Genomic DNA, 19710 nt, shown 5'->3' on the forward strand with positions numbered 1-19710 from the left:
GGTGAACAGGCTGAAGGGGGTTGCGCCGTACGGCCGGCGGATGCCGTACGGCGGGGGTACCGGACGCGGCCGTCGCGCCGCACCGCCCCCCCGGCAGGCGGTGCGACCGCCGCGTCAGACCGTGCCCTCCGCCCCACCGGAAGGCACGGATCCGCGGATCGGTGTGCCTGCCGCCCCACCGGAAGGCACACGTCCACGGGGTCAGGAGCAGGCGCTGGCGAGCTTGGTGGTGGCCTGCTGAGCCTTCGTGCCCAGGTCCTGGACGGCGCTGGCGGCCCCGGCCGGGTTGTTGGGGTCGATCTTCAGGGCGCCCCAGGTCGCGGAGAAGTCGTTGAGCGCCGAGGCGAGCTCACCGTCGGCCTTGGCGGCCAGAGCCTTCAGGTCGGCGGAGAACTTCTGGTTCGCCTCGTTGAACTTGGCGAGGTCGCCCGAGATGGTCGCGGCGTTGCTGGAGTAGTCCGTGAAGAGCTTCTGCGCCTCGTTGCAGAGGGCGGTGTTGCTGCCGGCGCCACAGGCGGCGGTCAGCGAGAGGAGTACGGCCCCCGCGGCGACTGCGGCGATACGACGGGGGGAGAGGACGGAGAACATTGTCTGCCTTTCATTGCAAACTGTGACGATCAGTACGTTAGGGGTGCCGCCTTGCGGTTCGCTTTCACGGCGCTTACAGATGGGCATCGGTCGTCCTGCCGCAGGCCGCGGCGGAGAAACCCCATCTGCTGGGAGAGATCGTCCTCACCGGTGCAAGGTGGGCGAAATTCCTGTTTCGTTACTGTCCGTCACCGTAATGAAGGCATTGGGGCCGTCACGACCGGCGGGCGCGCCGCGGCGGCGGGCGCACCACGGGCGGTGACACGGCTAGAAAGGCAGCGGACGTCCTGAGGGCGTGCGCAGGTCGAGCGGGACGGGCTGTCGCGGCGGCCGGGGCTTCTGGAGAATTTGAACCCTTTTCATGTCCTACTCCCTTTTGTTGGAGTTTGGGAGAGACTACGCCATCCGACCGACAGTTTCGTCCGCTTTTTGAGACCTCCCGTCTCGAAACCGGGACTCAGTGGCGCAGCGCGAAGCCCGCCTCGGTGTCCCCCCAGCCCACCGCGCCCACCGCCCACACCGTCCGGGAGCCCGGGACCGCGGTGACGACGGTGCGCCTGACGTCGTCGGAGACCTCGTACTGCTGCTCCGGCCCGGGGGTCCGCAGCAGCGGGCCGTACCGGGCGGTCCACTGCGCGCCGTCGAAGCGGAGCATGAGCGGCCGGCCCGGGTGGTCGGCGTCCACGCCGCCGACCCAGACGTCTCCGCCGGAGGCCGTCACGCCGTGCAGGGAGCCGCGGGCGACGGGAATCTGCACGCGTGCCCACTCCGACCCGTTCCAGTGCATCACCAGCGGCTCGGCCGGACGGTGACCGTAGATGTCCTCGGGGCCGGTGGAGACCTCGCCCACCGCCCAGACGTCCGACGGCGAGACCTGCCAGACCTGGTTCAGCCTTCCGCCGGGGATCTCCGGGAATCCCTGGGACCCCCAGCTCTGCCCGGTGCCCTCGATGATCACCGGTCCCTGCGCCCCGCTGTGGCCGACCGCCCAGACGCGCCCGTCACCGACGGTGATCGCCTCGATGGTCGAGGGGCTCTGGAACACGTTGCGGAAGCGGTCGCCGGTCCACTCCACGACCGACGCCCCGCCCGGGCTGTTCGAGACGAACCAGGCTCGCCCGCCGGAGGCCGCGACGTCGCTGAGCCTGTGGTCCTGCGCCACGCCGAAGGGCCGGTGCGGGGTCCAGCGCCGCCCGTCCCAGTGGGCGGTGAACGCGCTCTCCCCGTTGCCGGCGATCCACACGTCGTCCGGCCCGCCCACGCTGACGCCCTCCATGTGGTAGACCTCGTCCGCGCCCACCTTCATCTCGCGCCACCGGGATCCGTCCCACCGCACGACGGCGGGCATCCCCTCCCGGTCCTCCGCGCCGTACTGATAGCCGACCGCCCACACCTCCGAGGGGCCGGACGCGGCCACGTCCACGAGCGAGTGGCTCGGCTTCAACGGGGGGTCGGGCACGGTCTTCCACTCCGGCGCCGTCTCGATCCGCCCGGTGGGGCGCGGGGCCGCCGTCGCGCCGGAGGGGGCACTCGCCGGGCTCGGGGTCGTGCCCGGCGCCGTCACGCCGGGGGCGGCGCTCGACGGCGGGGTACGGCCCGGCGGGGACGCCGGGCCGGGCGCCGTCGGGTCGGCGCCGCACGCCGCCGTCAGAAAGATCCCGGCGGCCGCGACCGCCGTCCACACCCGCGCCATGATCCGCACCTTCCCAGGATGCCGGTGTTCAGCCTTCGGGGTGGGCGCGATTCACTCCTGATACGTGTGCAGCCAGACCACGCCGTCGGGCGACGGATCGAAGGCGTGCCCGCGGTCGAAGGCGATGATCGCCTCGGCCACCGCCTCGTCGAGGTTCGCCCGCACGACGGGCGCCCACGACTCGGCGTCCTGCGACGACACCGAGTCGTCCCTGGCCGGGAAGCGGTAGCCGGCGGACTTCACGGGAAGACGGTCGTGGCGGAAGAGGAAGACCACCTCCGCGGGCGGTCCCGTCCCCTCCACGTGCACCGAGTCGAGCATCACCCCCGGGACGGGCAGCAGATCGAGCTCCCGCCGCATCAGGCCGGCGAGAACATCCTCGTACGTCTTGTGTCCAGTGGGTTGTTCCTCTGCCATGCGACCAGGATAGAAAAGCCTTCGCTGCCCGGATGGGGAGGATTCCGGGCCCGGCCCTCCCCACCGCGGGAGGTCAGCGTCTGCGGGCGAGCGTGACGCCGTCGCGCACGGGCAGCATGACCGAGTCGACCCGCTCGTCGTCGACGATGATCTCGTTCATGCGGCGCATGGCCGCGGAGCTCTCGTCCTGGAAGGCGGGATCGAACACGCGGCCGCCGAGGAACACGTTGTCCAGCACGATCAGGCCGCCGGGACGCATCCGCGGGACCAGCTCCTCGTAGTAGGCCGGATAGCTCGTCTTGTCGGCGTCGACGAAGGCGAAGTCGATGTCCGGTTCGGCGGGGAGCGCCCGCAGCGTCTCGATCGCGGGCGCGATCCGCAGGTCGATGCGGTCGGCCACGCCCGCGCGCTCCCAGTAGCGCCGGGCGATGGAGGTCCACTCGGTGCTGATGTCGCAGGCGATGAGCCGGCCGTCCGCGGGCAGGGCGCGGGCGATGCAGATGGACGAGTAGCCGGTGAACACGCCGATCTCGACGGCCCGGCGGGCGCCGGTCATCCGGGCCAGCATGCCCAGCAGGACGCCCTCGTCGTGGGAGACCTGCATCCCGGCCGAGCCGCCGGTGGCCGCGCGGGTCTCGGCGGCGAGCTCGCGCAGCAGCTCGTCGGCCGGCGTGCAGTGGGCGAGCAGATAGTCGCCGACGACGGGGTCGATCAGGCGGACGTCACCCTGGGTGGAGGAGACGGCCCATTCGACGCTGAGCTCCTCCTGGGAGGCGAAGCCCAGCAGATGGCGGGTGACGACGTCCTGGACGCCGGTGAGGGACGCGAGGTCCCCGGCCGTGGCGGTCATGCTGAGCTTGCCGGGGGAGGGGATGAGCACGCACGTCCCCTGGGAGAAGGTGATCGTCCCCCGGCCGTCGTCGGCCAGCTCCGCGGTGGCCCGGTGGGACATGTGCGAGATCAGCTGCTTGATGTATCGCTCGGGGCGAGGGGTTTCGACGTGTGCCGTCGAGGAGGGCATCGAGGTCCTTTCGGCGGGGGATGCGGGCCCGGAGGGCGGGCGCGGGCGCACCGGCCCGGCGGGCCTGCCAAGCCTCCGCTGCTTTGCCTGCCTTTGCAAGGGATTATCGAGGCATGTCGTACGACATTCGACGACCTCCCCACCTGACAAGCCCTGAAGTCGGGAGGATGTAACCGACATGGATGTCGGCGACATCGACGTCGCCGACATCCATGTCGGTTACGGTGGTCTCATGCCTTTCGTCGGTCGACAGGAGCAACTGCGAGCCCTGAAGGAGTGGTGGGAGGGACCGGACGCCCGGCCCGCCCTCGTCTGGGGGCGAAGGCGTGTGGGGAAGACGGCCCTTCTCCAGGAGTTCGCCTCGGACAAGCGAGTGGTCTTCCACACCGGGGGGAACCGCACGCCCCGCCGCGAACTGGCGGAGTTCTCCCACCGGGCCGCGCACGCCGCCCGCTCTCCCATGAGGGATCTTCGCACGCGCCCCTTCGGAAACTGGGATGAGGCGTTCGACCATCTCGGCCGGGAGGCGCGGGACGAACCGCTGCTGCTGGTGCTCGACGAGTTCCCGGAGATGATCGGGCAGGCGCCGGAGCTGGAAGGGGTGCTGCGCGCCTTCCTCGACCATTCCCACGGGCAGACCGGGCTCCGCATCGTCCTGTGCGGTTCGGCCGTCCGTACGATGCAGGCGATCCAGGAATACCGGGCGCCTCTCTACGGCCGATTCGACCTGACGATGCAGTTGCACCCGTTCCGCCCGCACGAGGCGGCCGAGATGCTGTCCGGACTGACCCCGCCGGACCGTGCTCTCGTGTACGGAATCCTCGGCGGCATGCCTCTCTACCTCTCGTGGTGGAGACAGGAACTCCCGGTCGAGGACAACCTCAGACGGCTCGCCTGCCGTCCCGACGCGAGGATGATCCGCGAGGGGGATCTCGTTCTCGCCACCGAGGCGGGACAGGGAGCTCATCTCGCCGCCACGCTGCAGGCCATCGCCGACGGGTGCACCAAGCACAACGAGATCGCCGACGCGATCGGCGCCGACCCGACGCGCACGCTCAACGATCTGCTGGCCCTGCGCCTGGTGGAGAGACTCCAGCCGGTCACGGAGTCCGCGCGCACCCGCCGTAAGGTCTACCGCATCACCGACAACTTCCTCGCTTTCTACCTGGGCACGCTCTCGCGCGTCATGCCGGAGATCGACCGGGGTCTCGGGGAGACCGTCCTGCCGGTGCTGACGGCCTCCCTGGACGATCACATGGGGGATGCCTGGGAAGAGGCGTTCCGCGATCACCTGAGACTGCGGGCCCCGGAGATCGGACCCGAGGTGGTGGCGATCGGGCCGTGGTGGCGCGGCGACGGTCAGCACCAGATCGATGCGGTGGCGCTCAGCGGCCGGTCCAGGACACCCATCCTGGTCGGCGAGGCGAAGTGGAGCAGGAAGGTGAACGCGGGACGGATCAGAGCCGAGCTCGCGGCGAAGGCGGCGCAGTTGACCGACGACCCCGGGGAACTCCGCTACGCGGTGTGCGCCAGAGAGTCCGTCACCGACGCGGACGCCGAGGTCATGTGTGTGACCGCCGCGGACATCTTCGCCCCGCGACCGTCCTGACCGCCGATCCGCCGGGAATAGCCGTTCCCCCCGCGGGGTTGGCGGGGGAATGGAACCGATCACGCGTGGGCGCGTCCGGATCGAACCATCGGCCAAGAGGGTGCGGGCCTTCCTCGGCGGCCGGGCCGTCGCCGACACCGTCCGGCCGCTGCTCGTCTGGGAGATCCCCCACTACCCGGCCTACTACATCCCCCGCGAGGACGTCGTCGCCGAGCTCAAGCCCAACGGCGGGACCAGGCGGTCGCCGAGCCGCGGCGACGGGGTCCTCTACGACCTCGCGGGCGTGGCCGACGCCGCGCTGGCCTACCCCGACTCCCCGATCGAGGAGCTGCGCGGATACGTGCGCCTGGAGTGGGAGGCGATGGACGCCTGGTTCGAGGAGGACGAGGAGGTCTACGTCCACCCCCGCGACCCGTACTCGCGGGTGGACGTCCTGCCCTCCTCCCGCCACATCAGGGTCGAGGTCGACGGGGTGACCGTCGCCGACTCGCGCAGCCCCAGGATCCTGTTCGAGACCGGCCTGCCGCCGCGTTACTACCTGCCCAAGACCGACGTCCGCCTCGACCTGCTCACCCCCACCGGCACGGTGACCCGCTGCCCCTACAAGGGACAGGCGGAGTACTGGAGCGTCAACGGGCACGCGGACCTGGCCTGGTCCTACCGGACCCCGCTGGAGGAGAGCCAGCGCGTCGCCGGGCTGATCTGCTTCTACAACGAGAAGGCCGACATCTACGTCGACGGCGTCCTCCAGGACCGCCCGAAGACGCCGTTCTCCTGACCCGCTCTCCCGGCCCCGGCCCGGGTCAGGAGGCGGCCTGACGGCCGGTCTCGGCGTCGATCAGGGCGGCGAGGGACTCCGGGGACATCGATCCCGGCGGGAGGTGCTCGCGGGCGGCGCGGTCGGCCTCGCGGCGCAGGACCTCGTTGGCGGGGGCGGGGACGCCGAGCTCGCGGCCGAGGAGCACGATCTCGCCGTTGAGATAGTCGGTCTCGATGGAGCCGCTGGACCTGGCCAGGCTCTGCCAGGAGGAGCCGCCGCCCCGCTCGGTGCCCTCGATGGGACGCAGGTCGACCTCGTCACCGCGCCGGGCGCGCTCCTCCTCGGGGGAGGCGTAGCCGATGCCGGCCGCGTCGAGCACGGCGCGGCCCTCGGCGCGCACCCGCTTCATGATCTCCTCGCCGCCGGAGGCCCGGCCGCAGAGCGCCTCGTAGGCGTTGCCCAGGTTCCCCAGCAGCTTGGCGTACTTCCAGCGCATCACATCCGGTACGGCCAGGCCGACGAACGAGCTCTTCGACAGGTCGGCCGCGATCTTCCCGGCCAGCGCGTCCACGCCGTCCGGATAGCGGCCGAGCTGGAGCAGGCCCGACTTCGGCGCCCCGTAGGCCGCCACGACGCCGGGCTCCAGATGAGTGGCCGGCAGCCACACGCACATGCCGTAGACCCGGGCGAAGCGGCGCAGCGCCATGCGCTCGTTGGCCACGCCGTTCTGCGCGCACACCACCGGCACGTCGCGGGGCCAGGGGTCCAGCGCGGCCACGGTGTCCTGGGACTTGACCGACAGGATCAGCACGTCGTCGTCGCGCAGCCGTACCGGCTCGCGGGTCACGGGGATGTCGAGGGTCTGGGTGGAGCCGGGGGTGATGAGGCGCAGGCCGCCGCTCTTGAGCGCGTCGTGGTGCGCGCCCCGGGCGACCAGCAGGACCTCGTGGCCGGCCTGGAACAGTCTTCCGCCGATGGTCCCGCCGACGGCTCCGGCCCCCACCACGATGTAGCGCATGATCGGCATGGTGCCACACCGGTGACCGGTGGGCCCGCGCGGGTCGGGGGCGGGGCCGAAAAGCGCTGGAAGGGACGGAAAGGGCTGGAAGGGGTGAAGGGGGTTAGAAGGGGAGAACCCGACCCGAGGGGGTGCGCAGGTCGAGCGACACCGGCTTACGTGGCGGACGCGGGCGCTGCACGATCTGGACTCGCTTCATGATGCCGCTCCTTTCTCCTCATGATCACCTGTGTTACCCATGTGGCGTACAAGAAACACCTATCGGCGGATCACGTGCAGCACGCTCGCCACCCGCTCCGCCACGGTCGCGATGTCGTCGGCGTGTCCCAGACGTCCGGCCCAGGAGAGCCAGAACCACCATTGGCCGTCCTCCTCGTGGGAGGCGAGGACGTCCTCCGTCATGGCCGGGACCATCGGGTTGACGACGTGGAGACGGGGGAGCGGGTCCTCCGGGGCCTCCAGGTCGACGAGGAAGGAATGCGCCTCCAGCTGGGCTGCCAGACGCCGTAGGTGGCCGACTGCGTCGCCGGGATCAGCAATCATCCCGATCACTCCTGACGGGCGCTGAGGGTGTCTCTTAAAGCGTGATATCCGTTATCAAGCGGGGGCAATCAGGCATCATTTCGCGAAGGCTTGGGAAACCGTGGAATCACCGGGAAACCCAACGGTATTCCGTGCGGAAACCACGGATAACGGGAATGCCAAGCACAAGCGCGCTCGCTTCGTAACGCGCCGTGGTTAACCTTGCGTTGACACCGGGCAGGAGGGGCTCCGTGGCCAGAGGCGAACACTCACCCGCCTGCGCCAGGCGCTGGCGGGAGCAGGCGGCGTCCCGGCAGTGGACTTTCTGGCAGACCGCCCAGGCCGTCCACGGCTGCTGCGGGGTGAGCCTGCTCAAGGCGCACCGCCTGGCCAGGGGGTGGTCGGCCAGGCAGGCGGTCCAGGAGCTGGAGGAGCTGTGCGGCCGTGAGGGCCTCGGCGAGGCCCGGGCCAGCATCGACCTGCTCAACGCCTGGGAGAACCACCGCGCCAGGCCCCGGCCCCAGACCATCGAACTGCTCGCGCGGCTCTACCGGGCCAACGCCGTACGGCTCGGCATGGCGGGCGACTACTGCGAGGACGGCGACGACGCCCAGGTCGTGGTCGTCGCCGGAGGCGACGACCGGGCACCGTACCGGGCCGGGCCGCACCCGGACGACGACGTGGAGCGGCGCGCGCTGTTCCACCACGCGCTGCTGGCGCCCCGCGTCGCGATGAGCGGGCGGCTGATGGCCGAGGTCGAGCGGGTCCGCCAGGACCTCGACCGCACGCTCGCCGCCGGAGGGGTGACCGAGGAGCAGCTCGACCTGCTGGACGAGCAGGTGCTGCGCTACCGGCGCGAATACGTCACCAGCGCTCCGCTGCCGATGCTCTACCGGCTGATGCTGGAGCTGTCGGAGGTGCGGATGATGGCCGCGGCCCGGCAGCCCGCGATGGTCCAGCGCCGTCTGCTCAACGCCACCGTGATGCTGGCGCTGCTGTCGGCCGACGCGCTGATGAAGCTCGGTGACACCCGCCAGGCCCACGCCTGGTACGGCACCGCGCGCACCGCCTCCGACGACATGGGCGACCTGCGGCTGCGCGCCCTGGTCCGGGCGCAGCAGGCCATGCTGCCCTACTACTACGGGGACCTGGCCGAGACCGTACGGCTGGCGCGCGAGGCCAGGATGCTGGCCGGGAGCGCGCCGAGCTCCCCGGCGGCGCTGGGGGCGGCCGCGGAGGCGCGGGCGCTGGCCAGGATGGGCGAGCACAAGGCCGCCAGGATCGCCCTGGCCGAGGCCGAGCAGATCTTCGCCAGGATGCCCCCGGAGGGCCACGACCACCTGGCCTTCCGCTTCTCCGAGCGGCGGCTGCAGTTCTACCGCGTCGGCACGCTGATCGAGCTGGGCGAGGAGGCCGACTGGACGCCCGCCCCCACCGGCGCCTACACCATCGACCCGATCCTCATCCTGCTCGACCGCGCCGCCCACCTGGTGCGCGGCGGCAAGGGCGAGGAGGGCTGCCTGCTGGCCGAGAAGGCCCTGATCCAGGTGCCCGCGGAGCACCGCACCTCGATCGTGGTCGACCGGGCCCGGGCGCTGCTGGCGGAGGTGCCGCCGGGCCTGCGCAAGGCCCCGGCGGTCCGCCGCCTGGCGGACCTGCTGTCCGGCGTCCTGCCGGTCGTCGCATGAGCGGCGCACTCGCGCAGGAGGCGTTCACCGTCCTGCGCGAGGTGTGCGACGGGCTGGGGATCGACCACCGGGGCGCCGAGCTGCTGCGCGTGCGCAGCAACGCGGTCTTCAAGCTGCGCAGTGAGATCGTGGTCAGGATCGCCACCTCCCCCAGCGCGTCGGCCCGGCTGCCGGTGGTGCTCGCGGTGGCCCGCTGGCTGGCCGGGCAGGGATTCCCCGCCGTGCGCCCGGCCGACGAGATCTCCGAGCAGCCGGTGACGCACGACGGGCGGGTCGTCACGTTCTGGCACTACGTCCCGGCCAGCGGCCGGCCCACCACCACCGAGCTGGGCGGCATCCTGCGCAGCCTGCACCGGCTGCCGATGCCGCCGGTGGCGCTCAAGCGCCTCGCCGACCCGCTGGCCGAGGTGCGCGGGGCGGTGGACCGCTCGGCGATCCTCACGCCCTTCCAGCGGGGCTGGCTGAGCGAGAGCATCGCCGAGCTGACCGACCGCTGGGCGGAGCTGGAGGTGGACGCCTCGCCGGTGCTGCTGCACGGCGACGCCTGGATCGACAACCTGCTGCGCCGCGCCGACGGCCACGTGGTGCTGTGCGACTGGGACGGCGTGGCCGTGGGCCCCCGCGAGTGGGATCTGGTCCACACCTACCACGGGCAGCGCCGGTTCGGCCTGACGGCCGCCGAGGTGGACGCCTTCGCCGACGCCTACGGCAGGGACCTGCGGTCGTGGCCCGGCTACTCCACGCTGATGGAGGTCCGCGACATGTACGCCGTGGGCATCCACATCCGCAACGCCGCCGCCGACCCCTTCTCCCGCAGGGAGCTGCCCCGCCGCCTCGATTCGCTCAGACGAGGTGAGGAACATGCCCGGTGGTACATGGCCGAACCCGTTAGTGTCTCCCCATAAAGATCTTCATATGGGGGCGAAGCTGTGCCAAAGGTTACTTTGCGAAATACCTTCCATGTACGGAACACCCCGGCCGCGCTCCAGGCGCACCTGAGCCAGCCGCAGAGCTACGTGGGGCTCTCGCCGCTGGTCGTCGCGGTCCGCGACGTCGAACGAGGCGAGGACGAGACCCGCTACGTCTCGGTCGAGCGGTTCAGGTTCTTCGGGGTCAAGTACGACAACCTGATCAAGGTGACGCTGCGGAGCACGGACGAGACCGTGGAGGGCGAGGTGGCCAGCCCCGGAGGGGTGCGGCTGGACTACCGGTTCCGCCTGACGGGCAAGGACGACGGGACCGAGGTCGAGGACACCCTCGTCGTGCACGCCTGGGCCCGGCCGCTGCTGACCTACGCGGCCCGCAAGGCCCGCGAGGTCCAGCTCGCCCGAGCCGGCGTCCTGACCGCCCGCCTCGGCTGAGCCCCGGGCGCCGCGTCCTGAGCCTGTATTCGTGACCTTGTGTCCGGATATGGCGCTGTGCTTCGCCTACTCGTTCGTCGGCTTGATGCTGCCGCAGCCGGGGATCATCAGCTGGCAGGGGCACCTGTCCGGCTTCGTCGCCGGCCTGCTGGGCGGCTGGCTGTTCCGCGACCGCAGGCGTCCCCGCCCGCTCCCCGCGGTTCCGAGGGACCCCGCGGTCCCGCAGGGCTCCACGGCCGCGCTGCTGAAGGAGATCGAGGACCTGACCTGAACGCGGAGGGGGCGACCGGATGCCGGCCGCCCCCTCCGGTGATCGGGGATCGGCGAGCCTAGAACAGGGGCTTGCCGTCGCGGGTGAGCTTCCAGTTGGCCTCGGCGAAGGTCGCCGCGTCGATGACACCGGTCGCGGTGGCGTAGTCGATCAGCGCCTGGCGGATCTCCACCTGGGCGTTGTAGACCACCGGGGCGGTGGTGACGTGCGGGAAGCCGCCGCCGCCGGACTGGCGGTAGTTGTTGACGGCGACCACGAACTGCTGGTCGGCGGTGACCGGCCGGCCCTGGTGGGACAGTCCGGCGATCCGCTGGCCGGCGGGCTTGGCGACGTCGATGTCGTAGGTGACGCCGGAGAGCTGGTCGTAGTTGTAGTCGGGGGTGCCCCCGGCGTTGGTCAGCGCGGCCAGGTCGACCGGGGCGTCGGCGGCGAGCTGGTTGAAGTACCGGGCGGAGTACTCCAGATAGTCCTTCAGCTGGGCGCCGGTGAGCTTGACCGCCATCAGGGTGTTGTCGTAGATGTACAGGCCCGCCATGTCACGCACGCTGACCGGTCCGGCCGGGAAGACGGCGGAGCGGCTGAACGGCGCGGAGATCGACAGCACCGGCAGGGAGGCGTCGGCCGTACCCGCCATGGCCTTCTTGACCGTCTCGGTCTGCACCTTCTGGATGTAGTCCAGGATCGGGGTGTCCTTGTACGGCGACTCCGCCGCCGCCAGGGCCTCCTTGGACTGGGCGACGACCGTGTTGACGTACTTGACCGTGGTGTCGTGCTGCTCCTTCATGAGCGCGACGATCTTCGGGTCCTCGTCCACCGCGTTGGTGTTCAGCAGGGTGGAGGACTTGCCGGTGACGGTCCACTTGCCGCGCTTCTTGGCGAGCTGGAAGTCCAGCACGCTCAGCCGCTGGCCCCACTTGCCGGGCTCGGTCAGCAGCACCTGCCTGCCGGTGAGCTTGTTGGTGACGAACTTCTGCGCCACCTCGTTGTGCGCGTGCCCGAACAGCACCGCGTCCACGCCCGGGACCTGCTCGGCGACCATGGCCGAGGCGTTCTCGACCGGCAGGTCGCCGCCGTAGGAGGACAGCCCGTTGTCGCCCGCGTGGGCGGTGACCACGACCACGTCGGCGCCCATGCCGCGGATGATGGGCACCCACTTCTTGGCGCTCTGCACCAGGTCGGTGAAGCGCAGCTTGCCCTCGACGTTGGCCTTGTCCCAGATCGCCACGCCCGGGTTGGTCAGGCCGAGCACGCCGACCTTGATCGGCTTGTCGCCCCTGACCTTCATCGTCTTGATGGTGAACGGCTGGTAGGCGGGCACGCCGGTCTTGGCGAACACGGCGTTGGCGCCGAGCACGGGGGCCTTCATCTGCCTGACCCAGGTCGCCAGCAGCGGCAGGCCGTAGTTGAACTCGTGGTTGCCGAGGGTCACGGCGTCGTACCCGATGGCGTTCATCGCGCGGGCCATCGGGTGCAGCTTCCCGGTCTTGTCGACCGGCTCGATCTTGGCGTAGTAGTACGCCAGCGGCGTGCCCTGGATGGTGTCGCCGGAGTCGAACAGCAGCGTGCGGTCCGCGCCGCGCTCGGCGCGGATCTTGTTGACGAGCGTCGAGACCTTGGCCAGGCCGACGTCGTTGCCCTTGCTGTCGGTGAACTCGGCGTTCTTGAAGTAGTCCCAGTTCAGGGTGTTGCCGTGCAGGTCGGAGGTACCCATCACGGTGACCGTCACGGACTTTTCGGGGGACGCCGAGGCGGTCGCGGGGACGGCCAGGGCCGCCACCGTCACCACGCCGACGACGGCGAGCTTCTTACTGTGCATGTGACTGCACGGTAACCAAGTTAGGTTGCTGCTCGGTTACGACATTCTTACTGCTCAGAGCCGTATGTCCGGTTTCACGCGCCGCCGTTGATCGCGCCGGTCTTGAGCGAGCCCTCCGCGATCTCCCACTTCTTCAGCAGCCCGTCGTAGGTGCCGTCGTCGAACAGCTCGTACAGCGCCTGCTGGACCGCCTTCTTCAGGGTGCCCTTGCCCTTGCCGATCGCGATGCCGTACGGCGCCGCCTCGATCTGCTGCCCGGACAGGTGCAGCGAGGGGTTCTCCTGCACGGCCACCGCTCCCGGGGGGAAGTCGTCGAGGTAGAGCTCGGCCTTGCCGGCGAGCACCGCCTTCATGGAGTCGGACAGGGCCTCGACCGTGACCACCGTCATCTTCCGGCCCGCGGGGCAGCGCTTGTTCTGCGCCTGGGCGAGGCCGACGTAGATGGTGTTCGCCGGAACGGCCACCCGCCGCCCGCACAGGGCCTCGACGCCCTCGCCGTCCGTCTTCCCGCGCGCGATCACCACGGAGCCGACGTTGAGGTAGTCGACGAAGTCGACCCGCTTCTGCCGCTCGGCGGTGTCGGTGATGGAGGACATGGCGGCGTCGACCTCGCCGGCCTCCGCCTTGTCGAGCAGCTCGCCCCAGGAGGTCTGCCGCATCTCCAGCTTCAGCCCGAGCCTGGCGGCGATGGCGTTGGCCAGGTCGACGTCGAAGCCGGTCTGCTCGCCGTCCTTCATGAACTCCATGGGCGCGTACGACAGGTCGGAGCCGATCACCAGGACCCCCTCCCGCCGGATCTCCTCGGGTACGTGGGCGCGGGCGGCGGACTGCCGCGCCGCCGGGGTGCCGGTCGCACCGGAGCCCTGCGGGGCGGGATCGCCGGAGCAGCCGGTGACCAGGAGGCCGGCGGCGAGGGCGGCGAGCCAGGGAGTGATGCGCATGGGACGTCCTCGGGTGATGGGTGCTGGGTGCCGGACCGGACGCACGCGGAGTGCCCGGCCGGTCTGTCGGTCTGTCCCATGAATCGGCAGTGACTCCCGTCACTTGAGCGCTCAGCTTCGTCATCTGGTGGTCGATACATCCGGCAAGCGACAGAAGAGGCGGAAATGAGACTCACGATCCGACACCAGATCCTGGCCCTGGCGGCGGCGGGCTTCGTCATGGTCAGCACCGCGGGCCTGATCGGCTACCGGGGCATCTCACAGATCGAGGACGCCCAGGCGGAGGCGAGCGCCGCGGCGGCGGTGCTGAAGGCCGTCGGCGCGGTCGACACCGCCCGGGTGGCGTTCCGCGGCGACGTCCTGAACGCGATCACCACGCGCGACAGCGCCGAGCGCCAGGGCGTGCTGGACCTGCTCGGCTCCCACGTGGCCGACCTGCGCGGCGGTTTCGCGCAGATCGCACGGCTGCGGCCGGAACTGGCGGATCAGGTGGAGGAGCTCGGCGCCACGGCCGACGAGATGATCGCGGCCGGGCAGCGGGTGGTGACCCTGGCCAGCCGGGTGGTCAGCGACCCCGAGCAGATCGGCGCGGCCGAGGCGCGGCCCGGCTTCGAAAGCCACTACAGGACGTTCGACAAGGCGCTGCCCGAGCTGGAGGCGGCGATCGCCGAGGACGCCGCGCAGACCTCCGCGGCGGCGGCGGACAAGGCCGCCGGCGCCCGGACCCTCACGCTCATCACCGCCGGACTGGCCGCGGTGCTGCTGGGCGGCGCGGCCGTACTGCTCGCCCGGCGCGTCTCGCGCCGCATCGGCTCCTTCGTGTCGGCCATGAAGGCCCTGGCGGGCATGGACCTGACCGTGCGGGCGGACGTCGGGGGCGGCGACGAGCTCGCCGAGCTGGGCCGGAGCCTCGACGAGGTCGTCGCCACGGTCCGCGGGGCCATCGGCGAGATCGCCGACAACGCCACGGCCCTGATCTCCGCATCCGAGCGGCTCTCCGACACCAGCCGGGACCTGGCGGCGGGCGCGCAGACGGCGGCCGAGCAGGCCGGCAACGCCTCGTCCAACGTCGACCAGGTCGCCGAGAGCGTCGGCTCGGCCAACGACGCGGCGCACGTCCTGCAGACCTCCATCCGCGACATCAACGGCGCCGTCGCCGAGGCCGTGCAGGTCGCCGCCGAGGCGGTCGGCCTGGCCACGACCACCAACCGCACGATCGAGCGGCTGCGGACCTCCAGCGGCGAGGTGGGCGCCGTGGTCAACATGATCACTTCGATCGCGCAGCAGACGAACCTGCTCGCGCTCAACGCGACGATCGAGGCGGCCAGGGCCGGTGAGCAGGGCAGGGGCTTCGCCGTCGTCGCAGGCGAGGTCAAGGACCTGTCCCAGGAGACCGCCTCCGCCACCGAGGACATCGAGAGCAAGGTGTCGGCGATGAGGGGCGACACGGAGAACGCGATCGAGGCGATCGGCCGGATCGGCTCGGTGATCAACCGCATCGACGAGATCCAGCGCTCCATCGTCGAGGCGATCGAGGTGCAGAGCCAGGCCACCCGTTCCATCGGCGACGGCATCGCGGTGGTCTCCCGGTCCTCGGGCGACATCACCGGCTCGATCCAGAACGTCGCCGAGGCGACCCGGACCACCCACGACGGCGCCACCCGGACCCAGACGGCCGCCACCGAGCTCGCGGAGCTGGCGCACGGCCTCAACGCCCTCGCCGGGCGGTTCCGGCGCTGACGGCCGCCGGTGCCGTCACGGGTCGCGGGGGCGGACCAGGCCGTGTTCGTAGGCGTGGCGCACGGCCTCGGCGCGGTCGCGCAGGGCCAGCTTGGCGAGCAGGCGGTTGATGTGCGTGCCGACCGTCGACAGGCCGATGGCCAGGGAGGCGGCGATCTCGGCGTTGCTCAGGCCGCGGCCGATCAGTACGAGGACCTCGCGCTCGCGGGGGGTGAGGCCGTCCGGTCCCGCCGGGGTCCCGACGTAGCCCGCCATCACCCGGCGGGTGATCGCCGGGTCGAGGACCGCCAGGCCGCGGGCCGCGGTGCGGATCGCCGAGAACAGCTGCTCGGGCGGCGAGACCTTGAGCAGGAAGCCGCTCACCCCCATGCGCAGGGCGCCTTCCAGGTTGTCCTCGGTGTCGTAGGTGGTGAGCATGACGACCCTGGGCGGTGCGGGGTCGGCCAGGATCTCCCTGGCCGCGGCGATCCCGGTCATGCGGGGCATCGCGATGTCGAGCAGCGCCACGTCGGGCCGCAGCCGCCGGACGGCCTCCACCGCCTCGCGGCCGTCCGCGGCCTCGCCGACCACCCGCAGGTCCGGCTGGGTGCCGATGATCAGGCGGAGCCCGCGGCGGACCGTGGCCTGGTCGTCGGCGAGCAGGACGGAGACGGTCATGTGACGACGCTGATCCGGCCGGACAGGGGCAGGGAGACGCGCACGCCGTACCCGCCCCCCGGCAGCGGCCCGGCCGACAGGCGGCCGTGGAACAGCGCGACCCGCTCGCGCATGCCGACCAGCCCGTGGCCCGTCCCGTTCCTGCCGGGGTCGCGTCCGTCGCGCGGGCCCTCGTCGACGATGTCCAGGCAGAGCATCCGGGACCGGTAGGAGACCGTCACCTCGGACCTGGTGGGGCCCGCGTGCCGGAGCGTGTTGGTGAGCGCCTCCTGGACGATCCGGTAGGCCGACAGGTTCAGGCCCGCCGGGAGCGGCACCGGATTGCCCTCGACGGTCAGGCGCACGTCGAGGCCGGCGGCGCGCACCTGCTCCAGCAGTTCGTCCAGGCGGGCCAGGCTCGGCTGCGGGGCCAGCCCGTCGTTGCCCGCGTCGGTGCGCAGCAGGCCGACCACGCGCCGCAGCTCCTCCACCGCCTCGCGTCCCGTCTCCTCCACCACGGTCAGCGCCTCGCGCTGGGTGTCCTGGTCGGGGCGGAGCATCAGCCGCGCCGCGCCCGCCTGCATGACCATCACGCTGACGCTGTGCGCGACGACGTCGTGCAGTTCGCGGGCGATGCGGAAGCGCTCCTCGCTGACGGCCTCCCGGGCGAGCAGTTCGCCGCGTTCCTGGGCCTGGAGGGCGATCTGCCGGTGGTAGCGTACGGCCGCGCCCGCGCCGCCCGCGAGGGAGGTCATGACCAGCAGGATCGCCACGTCGCCGGGTGCGACGCTCTCGGTGGCCGTCGCCAGGACGACGACGAGGAACACGGCCGTGACCGACAACCCCATGATGACCCGGCGGTCCTTGGGCGGGAACACGCTGAGCAGCGTGAACAGCAGGAGGAGATGGACGTAGATCTGCCACGCGGCTGACAGGTCGCCGTAGTAGGCGGTCAGCGGCGTGTTGACCACCGTGTAGCCGGTCAGCACGGTGAACGGCGCCCGCCTCCGCAGGAGCACCAGGATCGCGGCGATCAGGACCACCGCGATCCACCACCGGGGACGGCCGGTCCCGCCTGGGGTCAGGACTCCGTCGAGCTCTTCGGCGACGCCGAACAGCAGGACGGCCAGGGAGACCAGCCAGTCGATGGGTGCAGGGGGCGAGCGGTGAACCATGAGGCGAGGGTAGAGGGGACATTCACTGTCAGGGATCCACCTCGCGGCGGATAAGAGCGGATCGGACGTCATCCTTCGCGGGGCGGATGCCCGGTCGAGGCCTGCCTTGACGACGCGGGGCCGGGCCCGTGCCTAGCGTCACCGCCATGTTCAGCTTCACCGATCCCGACGCCTTCCGCCGCTGGGCCGCGGGCGTCAGTCTCGTGCTCGCCCCGCTGTGCCTCCTGCTCGGCATGATCGTCGACCCGCTGACGGCGGGAGCCGACGAGGTCCTCGGCTACGCCCGCAACCCCGTCGCCACCGGGGTCAGCGCCAGCCTGCTGCACTACGCCTGGGTGCTCTGGGTCCCCGGCGTGCTCGGCCTGGTCCACATGGTGCGCGGGAAGGGGGTGGTCCTGGCCAACCTGGCGGGGACGGCCGCCGTGCTCGGCCTGATCAACTTCTCTTCCCTGATGATCTCCGACTTCTTCGACATCGTGCTCTACCAGCGGCTTCCGGAGGAGCAGGCCACCATGATCCTGGAGGAGGCCGCCCAGCCCGCGATGATCATCGCGTGGCAGATCCCCGGCATGCTCGGCTCCCTCTTCGGGATGGTCGCGGTGACCGTGGCCTACGCCCGTGCCGGGCACGCGGGCTGGTGGTTCCCGGCCGGGACGCTGGCCGGCCTGGTGATCTGGATCGCCGGGACGCGCGCCGGGATCCAGCTGGTCAGCTGTGCCGGGCCGGCGATCCTCCTGGTGGTCTTCGGCGCCGTGGGCGTGGCGATGGTCCGGATGACCGACGAGGAGTGGCGGCCGGCCAGGCAGATGTCCACGGTGTGAGCGGTCGTCCTCACCGCGGGCGGTCGTCCGAGGTGTGACGGTCCCGGCCGTGGGCGGGTCCGGATCCCCCGGGAGGCGGATCGCCTCCCGGGGACGGGAGCGGGTCCGGGCCCGCGATCACCTCTCCGCGGGCGACACGTCCGGGTCCGCGGTCACTTCTCCACGGACGACATGTCCGGGTAGCGGTCGCCGGAGGCGGAGCCGGCGGGCACGGCGGCCTCCAGCGCGGCGAGCTGATCGCCGGTGAGCTCGACGTCGGCCGCCGCCGTGTTCTCCTCCAGATAGCGCAGCCGCTTGGTGCCCGGGATCGGGATGACGTCCTCGCCTCGGGTGAGCAGCCAGGCCAGGGAGAGCTGGGCCGGGGTGCAGCCCACCTCCTCGGCGATCTTGCGGATCTCGGCGACGAGCGCCTCGTTGTGCGCCCCGCTCTCCCCGGTGAACCGCGGGAGGTAGCGGCGGAAGTCGTCGGCGGGCAGCTCCTCGGCGGGCGGGAGGGTTCCGCCCAGCAGGCCGCGGCTGATCGGGGAGTAGGCCACCAGCGCGATGCCCAGCTCCCGGGCGGCCGGCAGGATCTCCTCCTCGATGCCCCGGGTGAACAGGGAGTACTCGCTCTGGAGGGCGGCGATCGGGTGGGTGGCCTGCGCCTTGCGGAGCGTGTCGGCGTTCACCTCCGACAGGCCCAGGTGGCCGACCTTGCCCGCGGTGACCAGCTCGCCCATGGCGCCGACGGTCTCCTCGATCGGCACCCGGGTGTCACGGCGGTGCATGTAGTACAGGTCGATGTGGTCGACACCGAGCCTGCGCAAGGAGGCGTCGCAGGCCCTCCTGACGTACTCGGGGCTGCCGTCGATCGCGCGCGCGGCCGGGTCCTCACCCCTGACGATGCCGAACTTGGTGGCCAGCGCGACCTCGTCCCTGCGCCCGGCTATCGCCCGCCCGACCAGTTCCTCGTTGTGGCCCTTGCCGTACATGTCGGCGGTGTCCAGGAAGTTCACACCGAGATCCAGCGCCCGGTGGATGACCGCGATCGACTCGGACTCGTCGGCCGAGCCGTAGAACTCCGACATTCCCATGCAGCCGAGCCCGATGGCGGAGACTTCCGGGCCGCCGGCGCCGAGGCGTCGCATCTTCATGACTTCTCCATGGTGTGGTAGAGATCGATCTTGTAGTCGATGACCGCGAGGTCCTCGCCGAGCTGGGCGATCCGCTCCAGAACGCGTTCCCGGTGGGCCTCGAGCATCCGCCGCCGCTCGGCCGCGGTCGCCGGGCCCCGGCGGCGCAGCTCGGCGTAACGGCACATCTCGGCGATCGACATCCCGGTCGTGCGCAGCTTGGTCAGGAAGTCCAGCCACTCGAGGTCGGGCTGGGTGTAGCTGCGCCGGCCGCCGGTGTCGCGGCCGACCTCATGGATGAGGCCGACCTGCTCGTAGTAACGCAGAGTGTGCGTGCTCAGCCCCGACACACGCGAGGCCTCCTGGATGGTGATCCCCATGAACTTCACCCTGCACCTTCGAGTGCACTTCAAGTCAAGCGGGCCCCCCGTACGGCGTGCCGACCCTGATGGGGACAGCCCTACCCCCGGGGGACTTCGTGCACTTCACCGGTGCGACAGAGCGGACACCCCCCTGAGGAG

At 71.2% G+C, this 19710-nt stretch carries 20 protein-coding genes; 8 read left to right on the top strand and 12 right to left on the bottom strand.

Features of this window, described 5'->3' with window-relative positions; all coding sequences use genetic code 11:
- Positions 1 to 201: 201 nt before the first annotated feature.
- From Pta02_RS29630 to Pta02_RS29645, 4 genes are all read right to left on the bottom strand, one after another.
- Positions 202 to 588, bottom strand: coding sequence for a DUF8711 family protein (locus tag Pta02_RS29630; protein WP_203878259.1), 387 nt, complete (start codon positions 586 to 588; stop codon positions 202 to 204).
- A gap of 457 nt (positions 589 to 1045) precedes the next feature.
- A complete protein-coding gene (locus Pta02_RS29635; protein WP_203878260.1) occupies positions 1046 to 2281 on the bottom strand; it encodes a hypothetical protein in 1236 nt (411 codons plus the stop codon).
- A 51-nt stretch (positions 2282 to 2332) separates the two neighbouring features.
- Positions 2333 to 2698: a hypothetical protein gene (locus tag Pta02_RS29640; RefSeq protein WP_203878261.1), complete on the bottom strand. Its 366-nt coding sequence runs from the start codon at positions 2696 to 2698 to the stop codon at positions 2333 to 2335.
- Positions 2699 to 2771: 73 nt separating this feature from the next.
- A complete protein-coding gene (locus Pta02_RS29645) occupies positions 2772 to 3719 on the bottom strand; it encodes a DUF2218 domain-containing protein (RefSeq protein WP_307837509.1) in 948 nt (315 codons plus the stop codon).
- A gap of 178 nt (positions 3720 to 3897) precedes the next feature.
- On the opposite strand from Pta02_RS29645, the gene Pta02_RS29650 reads away from it, so the two are divergent.
- Both Pta02_RS29650 and Pta02_RS29655 read left to right on the top strand, forming a co-directional pair.
- Positions 3898 to 5328, top strand: a complete 1431-nt coding sequence (locus tag Pta02_RS29650) for an ATP-binding protein (protein ID WP_203878262.1) — start codon at positions 3898 to 3900, stop codon at positions 5326 to 5328.
- A gap of 49 nt (positions 5329 to 5377) precedes the next feature.
- Positions 5378 to 6106, top strand: a complete 729-nt coding sequence (locus Pta02_RS29655; RefSeq protein WP_203878263.1) for a DUF427 domain-containing protein — start codon at positions 5378 to 5380, stop codon at positions 6104 to 6106.
- Positions 6107 to 6131: 25 nt separating this feature from the next.
- On the opposite strand, the gene Pta02_RS29660 is transcribed toward Pta02_RS29655, so the two are convergent.
- Positions 6132 to 7106 carry a ketopantoate reductase family protein gene (locus Pta02_RS29660; protein WP_203878264.1) on the bottom strand — a complete coding sequence of 325 codons (975 nt, stop codon included), beginning with the start codon at positions 7104 to 7106 and terminating at the stop codon, positions 6132 to 6134.
- Between the two features lie 258 nt (positions 7107 to 7364).
- The gene (locus Pta02_RS29665) at positions 7365 to 7649 is read right to left on the bottom strand and encodes a hypothetical protein (RefSeq protein WP_203878265.1); all 285 of its coding nucleotides are present in this window, start codon (positions 7647 to 7649) and stop codon (positions 7365 to 7367) included.
- A 230-nt stretch (positions 7650 to 7879) separates the two neighbouring features.
- On the opposite strand from Pta02_RS29665, the gene Pta02_RS29670 reads away from it, so the two are divergent.
- From Pta02_RS29670 to Pta02_RS29685, 4 genes are read left to right on the top strand one after another with little or no spacing between them, the layout of a single operon-like run.
- A complete protein-coding gene (locus tag Pta02_RS29670) occupies positions 7880 to 9316 on the top strand; it encodes an NsdA family TPR-like regulatory protein (protein WP_203878266.1) in 1437 nt (478 codons plus the stop codon).
- Positions 9313 to 10221 (top strand): phosphotransferase enzyme family protein, encoded by a 909-nt coding sequence (locus Pta02_RS29675; RefSeq protein WP_203878267.1) that lies wholly within the window; start codon positions 9313 to 9315, stop codon positions 10219 to 10221. Before Pta02_RS29670 ends, Pta02_RS29675 begins: the two co-directional genes overlap by 4 nt.
- A gap of 39 nt (positions 10222 to 10260) precedes the next feature.
- Positions 10261 to 10677: an SRPBCC family protein gene (locus Pta02_RS29680; RefSeq protein WP_239131325.1), complete on the top strand. Its 417-nt coding sequence runs from the start codon at positions 10261 to 10263 to the stop codon at positions 10675 to 10677.
- Between the two features lie 31 nt (positions 10678 to 10708).
- A complete protein-coding gene (locus Pta02_RS29685) occupies positions 10709 to 10948 on the top strand; it encodes a rhomboid family intramembrane serine protease (RefSeq protein ID WP_239131326.1) in 240 nt (79 codons plus the stop codon).
- A gap of 58 nt (positions 10949 to 11006) precedes the next feature.
- Here the strand turns inward: Pta02_RS29685 and Pta02_RS29690 are convergent, their stop codons facing one another.
- Complete coding sequence (locus Pta02_RS29690; protein ID WP_203878269.1) at positions 11007 to 12764, bottom strand: bifunctional metallophosphatase/5'-nucleotidase; 1758 nt, start codon at positions 12762 to 12764, stop codon at positions 11007 to 11009.
- A 74-nt stretch (positions 12765 to 12838) separates the two neighbouring features.
- Positions 12839 to 13705, bottom strand: a complete 867-nt coding sequence (locus Pta02_RS29695; protein WP_203878270.1) for an ABC transporter substrate-binding protein — start codon at positions 13703 to 13705, stop codon at positions 12839 to 12841.
- Between the two features lie 165 nt (positions 13706 to 13870).
- Between Pta02_RS29695 and Pta02_RS29700 the strand changes: the two genes are divergently transcribed.
- The gene (locus Pta02_RS29700) at positions 13871 to 15445 is read left to right on the top strand and encodes a methyl-accepting chemotaxis protein (RefSeq protein WP_203878271.1); all 1575 of its coding nucleotides are present in this window, start codon (positions 13871 to 13873) and stop codon (positions 15443 to 15445) included.
- 15 nt (positions 15446 to 15460) lie between these two features.
- Here the strand turns inward: Pta02_RS29700 and Pta02_RS29705 are convergent, their stop codons facing one another.
- Positions 15461 to 16102: a response regulator gene (locus tag Pta02_RS29705; RefSeq protein WP_203878272.1), complete on the bottom strand. Its 642-nt coding sequence runs from the start codon at positions 16100 to 16102 to the stop codon at positions 15461 to 15463.
- Positions 16099 to 17256 carry a sensor histidine kinase gene (locus tag Pta02_RS29710; RefSeq protein ID WP_203878273.1) on the bottom strand — a complete coding sequence of 386 codons (1158 nt, stop codon included), beginning with the start codon at positions 17254 to 17256 and terminating at the stop codon, positions 16099 to 16101. Before Pta02_RS29710 ends, Pta02_RS29705 begins: the two co-directional genes overlap by 4 nt.
- A 146-nt stretch (positions 17257 to 17402) precedes the next feature.
- Here Pta02_RS29710 and Pta02_RS29715 point away from each other — a divergent pair, with 146 nt between their 5' ends.
- Entirely contained in the window at positions 17403 to 18077 is a 675-nt protein-coding gene (locus tag Pta02_RS29715; protein WP_203878274.1) for a hypothetical protein, read from the top strand.
- A 152-nt stretch (positions 18078 to 18229) separates the two neighbouring features.
- On the opposite strand, the gene Pta02_RS29720 is transcribed toward Pta02_RS29715, so the two are convergent.
- Positions 18230 to 19210: an aldo/keto reductase gene (locus tag Pta02_RS29720; RefSeq protein ID WP_203878275.1), complete on the bottom strand. Its 981-nt coding sequence runs from the start codon at positions 19208 to 19210 to the stop codon at positions 18230 to 18232.
- On the bottom strand, positions 19207 to 19569 hold the full coding sequence (locus Pta02_RS29725) for a MerR family transcriptional regulator (RefSeq protein WP_203878276.1): 363 nt from the start codon (positions 19567 to 19569) through the stop codon (positions 19207 to 19209). The genes Pta02_RS29720 and Pta02_RS29725 overlap by 4 nt, the downstream gene beginning before the upstream one ends.
- Positions 19570 to 19710: the final 141 nt, after the last annotated feature.

The organism is Paraplanobispora takensis, assembly GCF_016863195.1.
Classification (GTDB): Bacteria; Actinomycetota; Actinomycetes; order Streptosporangiales; family Streptosporangiaceae; genus Planobispora; species Planobispora takensis.

Bases quoted from the DNA above. Each gene is read 5' to 3' on its own strand.
- Pta02_RS29705 (WP_203878272.1), bottom strand. From the start codon at position 16,102: ATGACCGTCTCCGTCCTGCTCGCCGACGACCAGGCCACGGTCCGCCGC.
- Pta02_RS29690 (WP_203878269.1), bottom strand. From the start codon at position 12,764: ATGCACAGTAAGAAGCTCGCCGTCGTCGGCGTGGTGACGGTGGCGGCC.
- Pta02_RS29665 (WP_203878265.1), bottom strand. From the start codon at position 7,649: ATGATTGCTGATCCCGGCGACGCAGTCGGCCACCTACGGCGTCTGGCA.
- Pta02_RS29655 (WP_203878263.1), top strand. From the start codon at position 5,378: ATGGAACCGATCACGCGTGGGCGCGTCCGGATCGAACCATCGGCCAAG.
- Pta02_RS29640 (WP_203878261.1), bottom strand. From the start codon at position 2,698: ATGGCAGAGGAACAACCCACTGGACACAAGACGTACGAGGATGTTCTC.
- Pta02_RS29710 (WP_203878273.1), bottom strand. From the start codon at position 17,256: ATGGTTCACCGCTCGCCCCCTGCACCCATCGACTGGCTGGTCTCCCTG.
- Pta02_RS29700 (WP_203878271.1), top strand. From the start codon at position 13,871: ATGAGACTCACGATCCGACACCAGATCCTGGCCCTGGCGGCGGCGGGC.
- Pta02_RS29630 (WP_203878259.1), bottom strand. From the start codon at position 588: ATGTTCTCCGTCCTCTCCCCCCGTCGTATCGCCGCAGTCGCCGCGGGG.
- Pta02_RS29725 (WP_203878276.1), bottom strand. From the start codon at position 19,569: ATGGGGATCACCATCCAGGAGGCCTCGCGTGTGTCGGGGCTGAGCACG.
- Pta02_RS29650 (WP_203878262.1), top strand. From the start codon at position 3,898: ATGGATGTCGGCGACATCGACGTCGCCGACATCCATGTCGGTTACGGT.
- Pta02_RS29675 (WP_203878267.1), top strand. From the start codon at position 9,313: ATGAGCGGCGCACTCGCGCAGGAGGCGTTCACCGTCCTGCGCGAGGTG.
- Pta02_RS29715 (WP_203878274.1), top strand. From the start codon at position 17,403: ATGTTCAGCTTCACCGATCCCGACGCCTTCCGCCGCTGGGCCGCGGGC.
- Pta02_RS29695 (WP_203878270.1), bottom strand. From the start codon at position 13,705: ATGCGCATCACTCCCTGGCTCGCCGCCCTCGCCGCCGGCCTCCTGGTC.
- Pta02_RS29660 (WP_203878264.1), bottom strand. From the start codon at position 7,106: ATGCGCTACATCGTGGTGGGGGCCGGAGCCGTCGGCGGGACCATCGGC.
- Pta02_RS29645 (WP_307837509.1), bottom strand. From the start codon at position 3,719: ATGCCCTCCTCGACGGCACACGTCGAAACCCCTCGCCCCGAGCGATAC.
- Pta02_RS29720 (WP_203878275.1), bottom strand. From the start codon at position 19,210: ATGAAGATGCGACGCCTCGGCGCCGGCGGCCCGGAAGTCTCCGCCATC.
- Pta02_RS29635 (WP_203878260.1), bottom strand. From the start codon at position 2,281: ATGGCGCGGGTGTGGACGGCGGTCGCGGCCGCCGGGATCTTTCTGACG.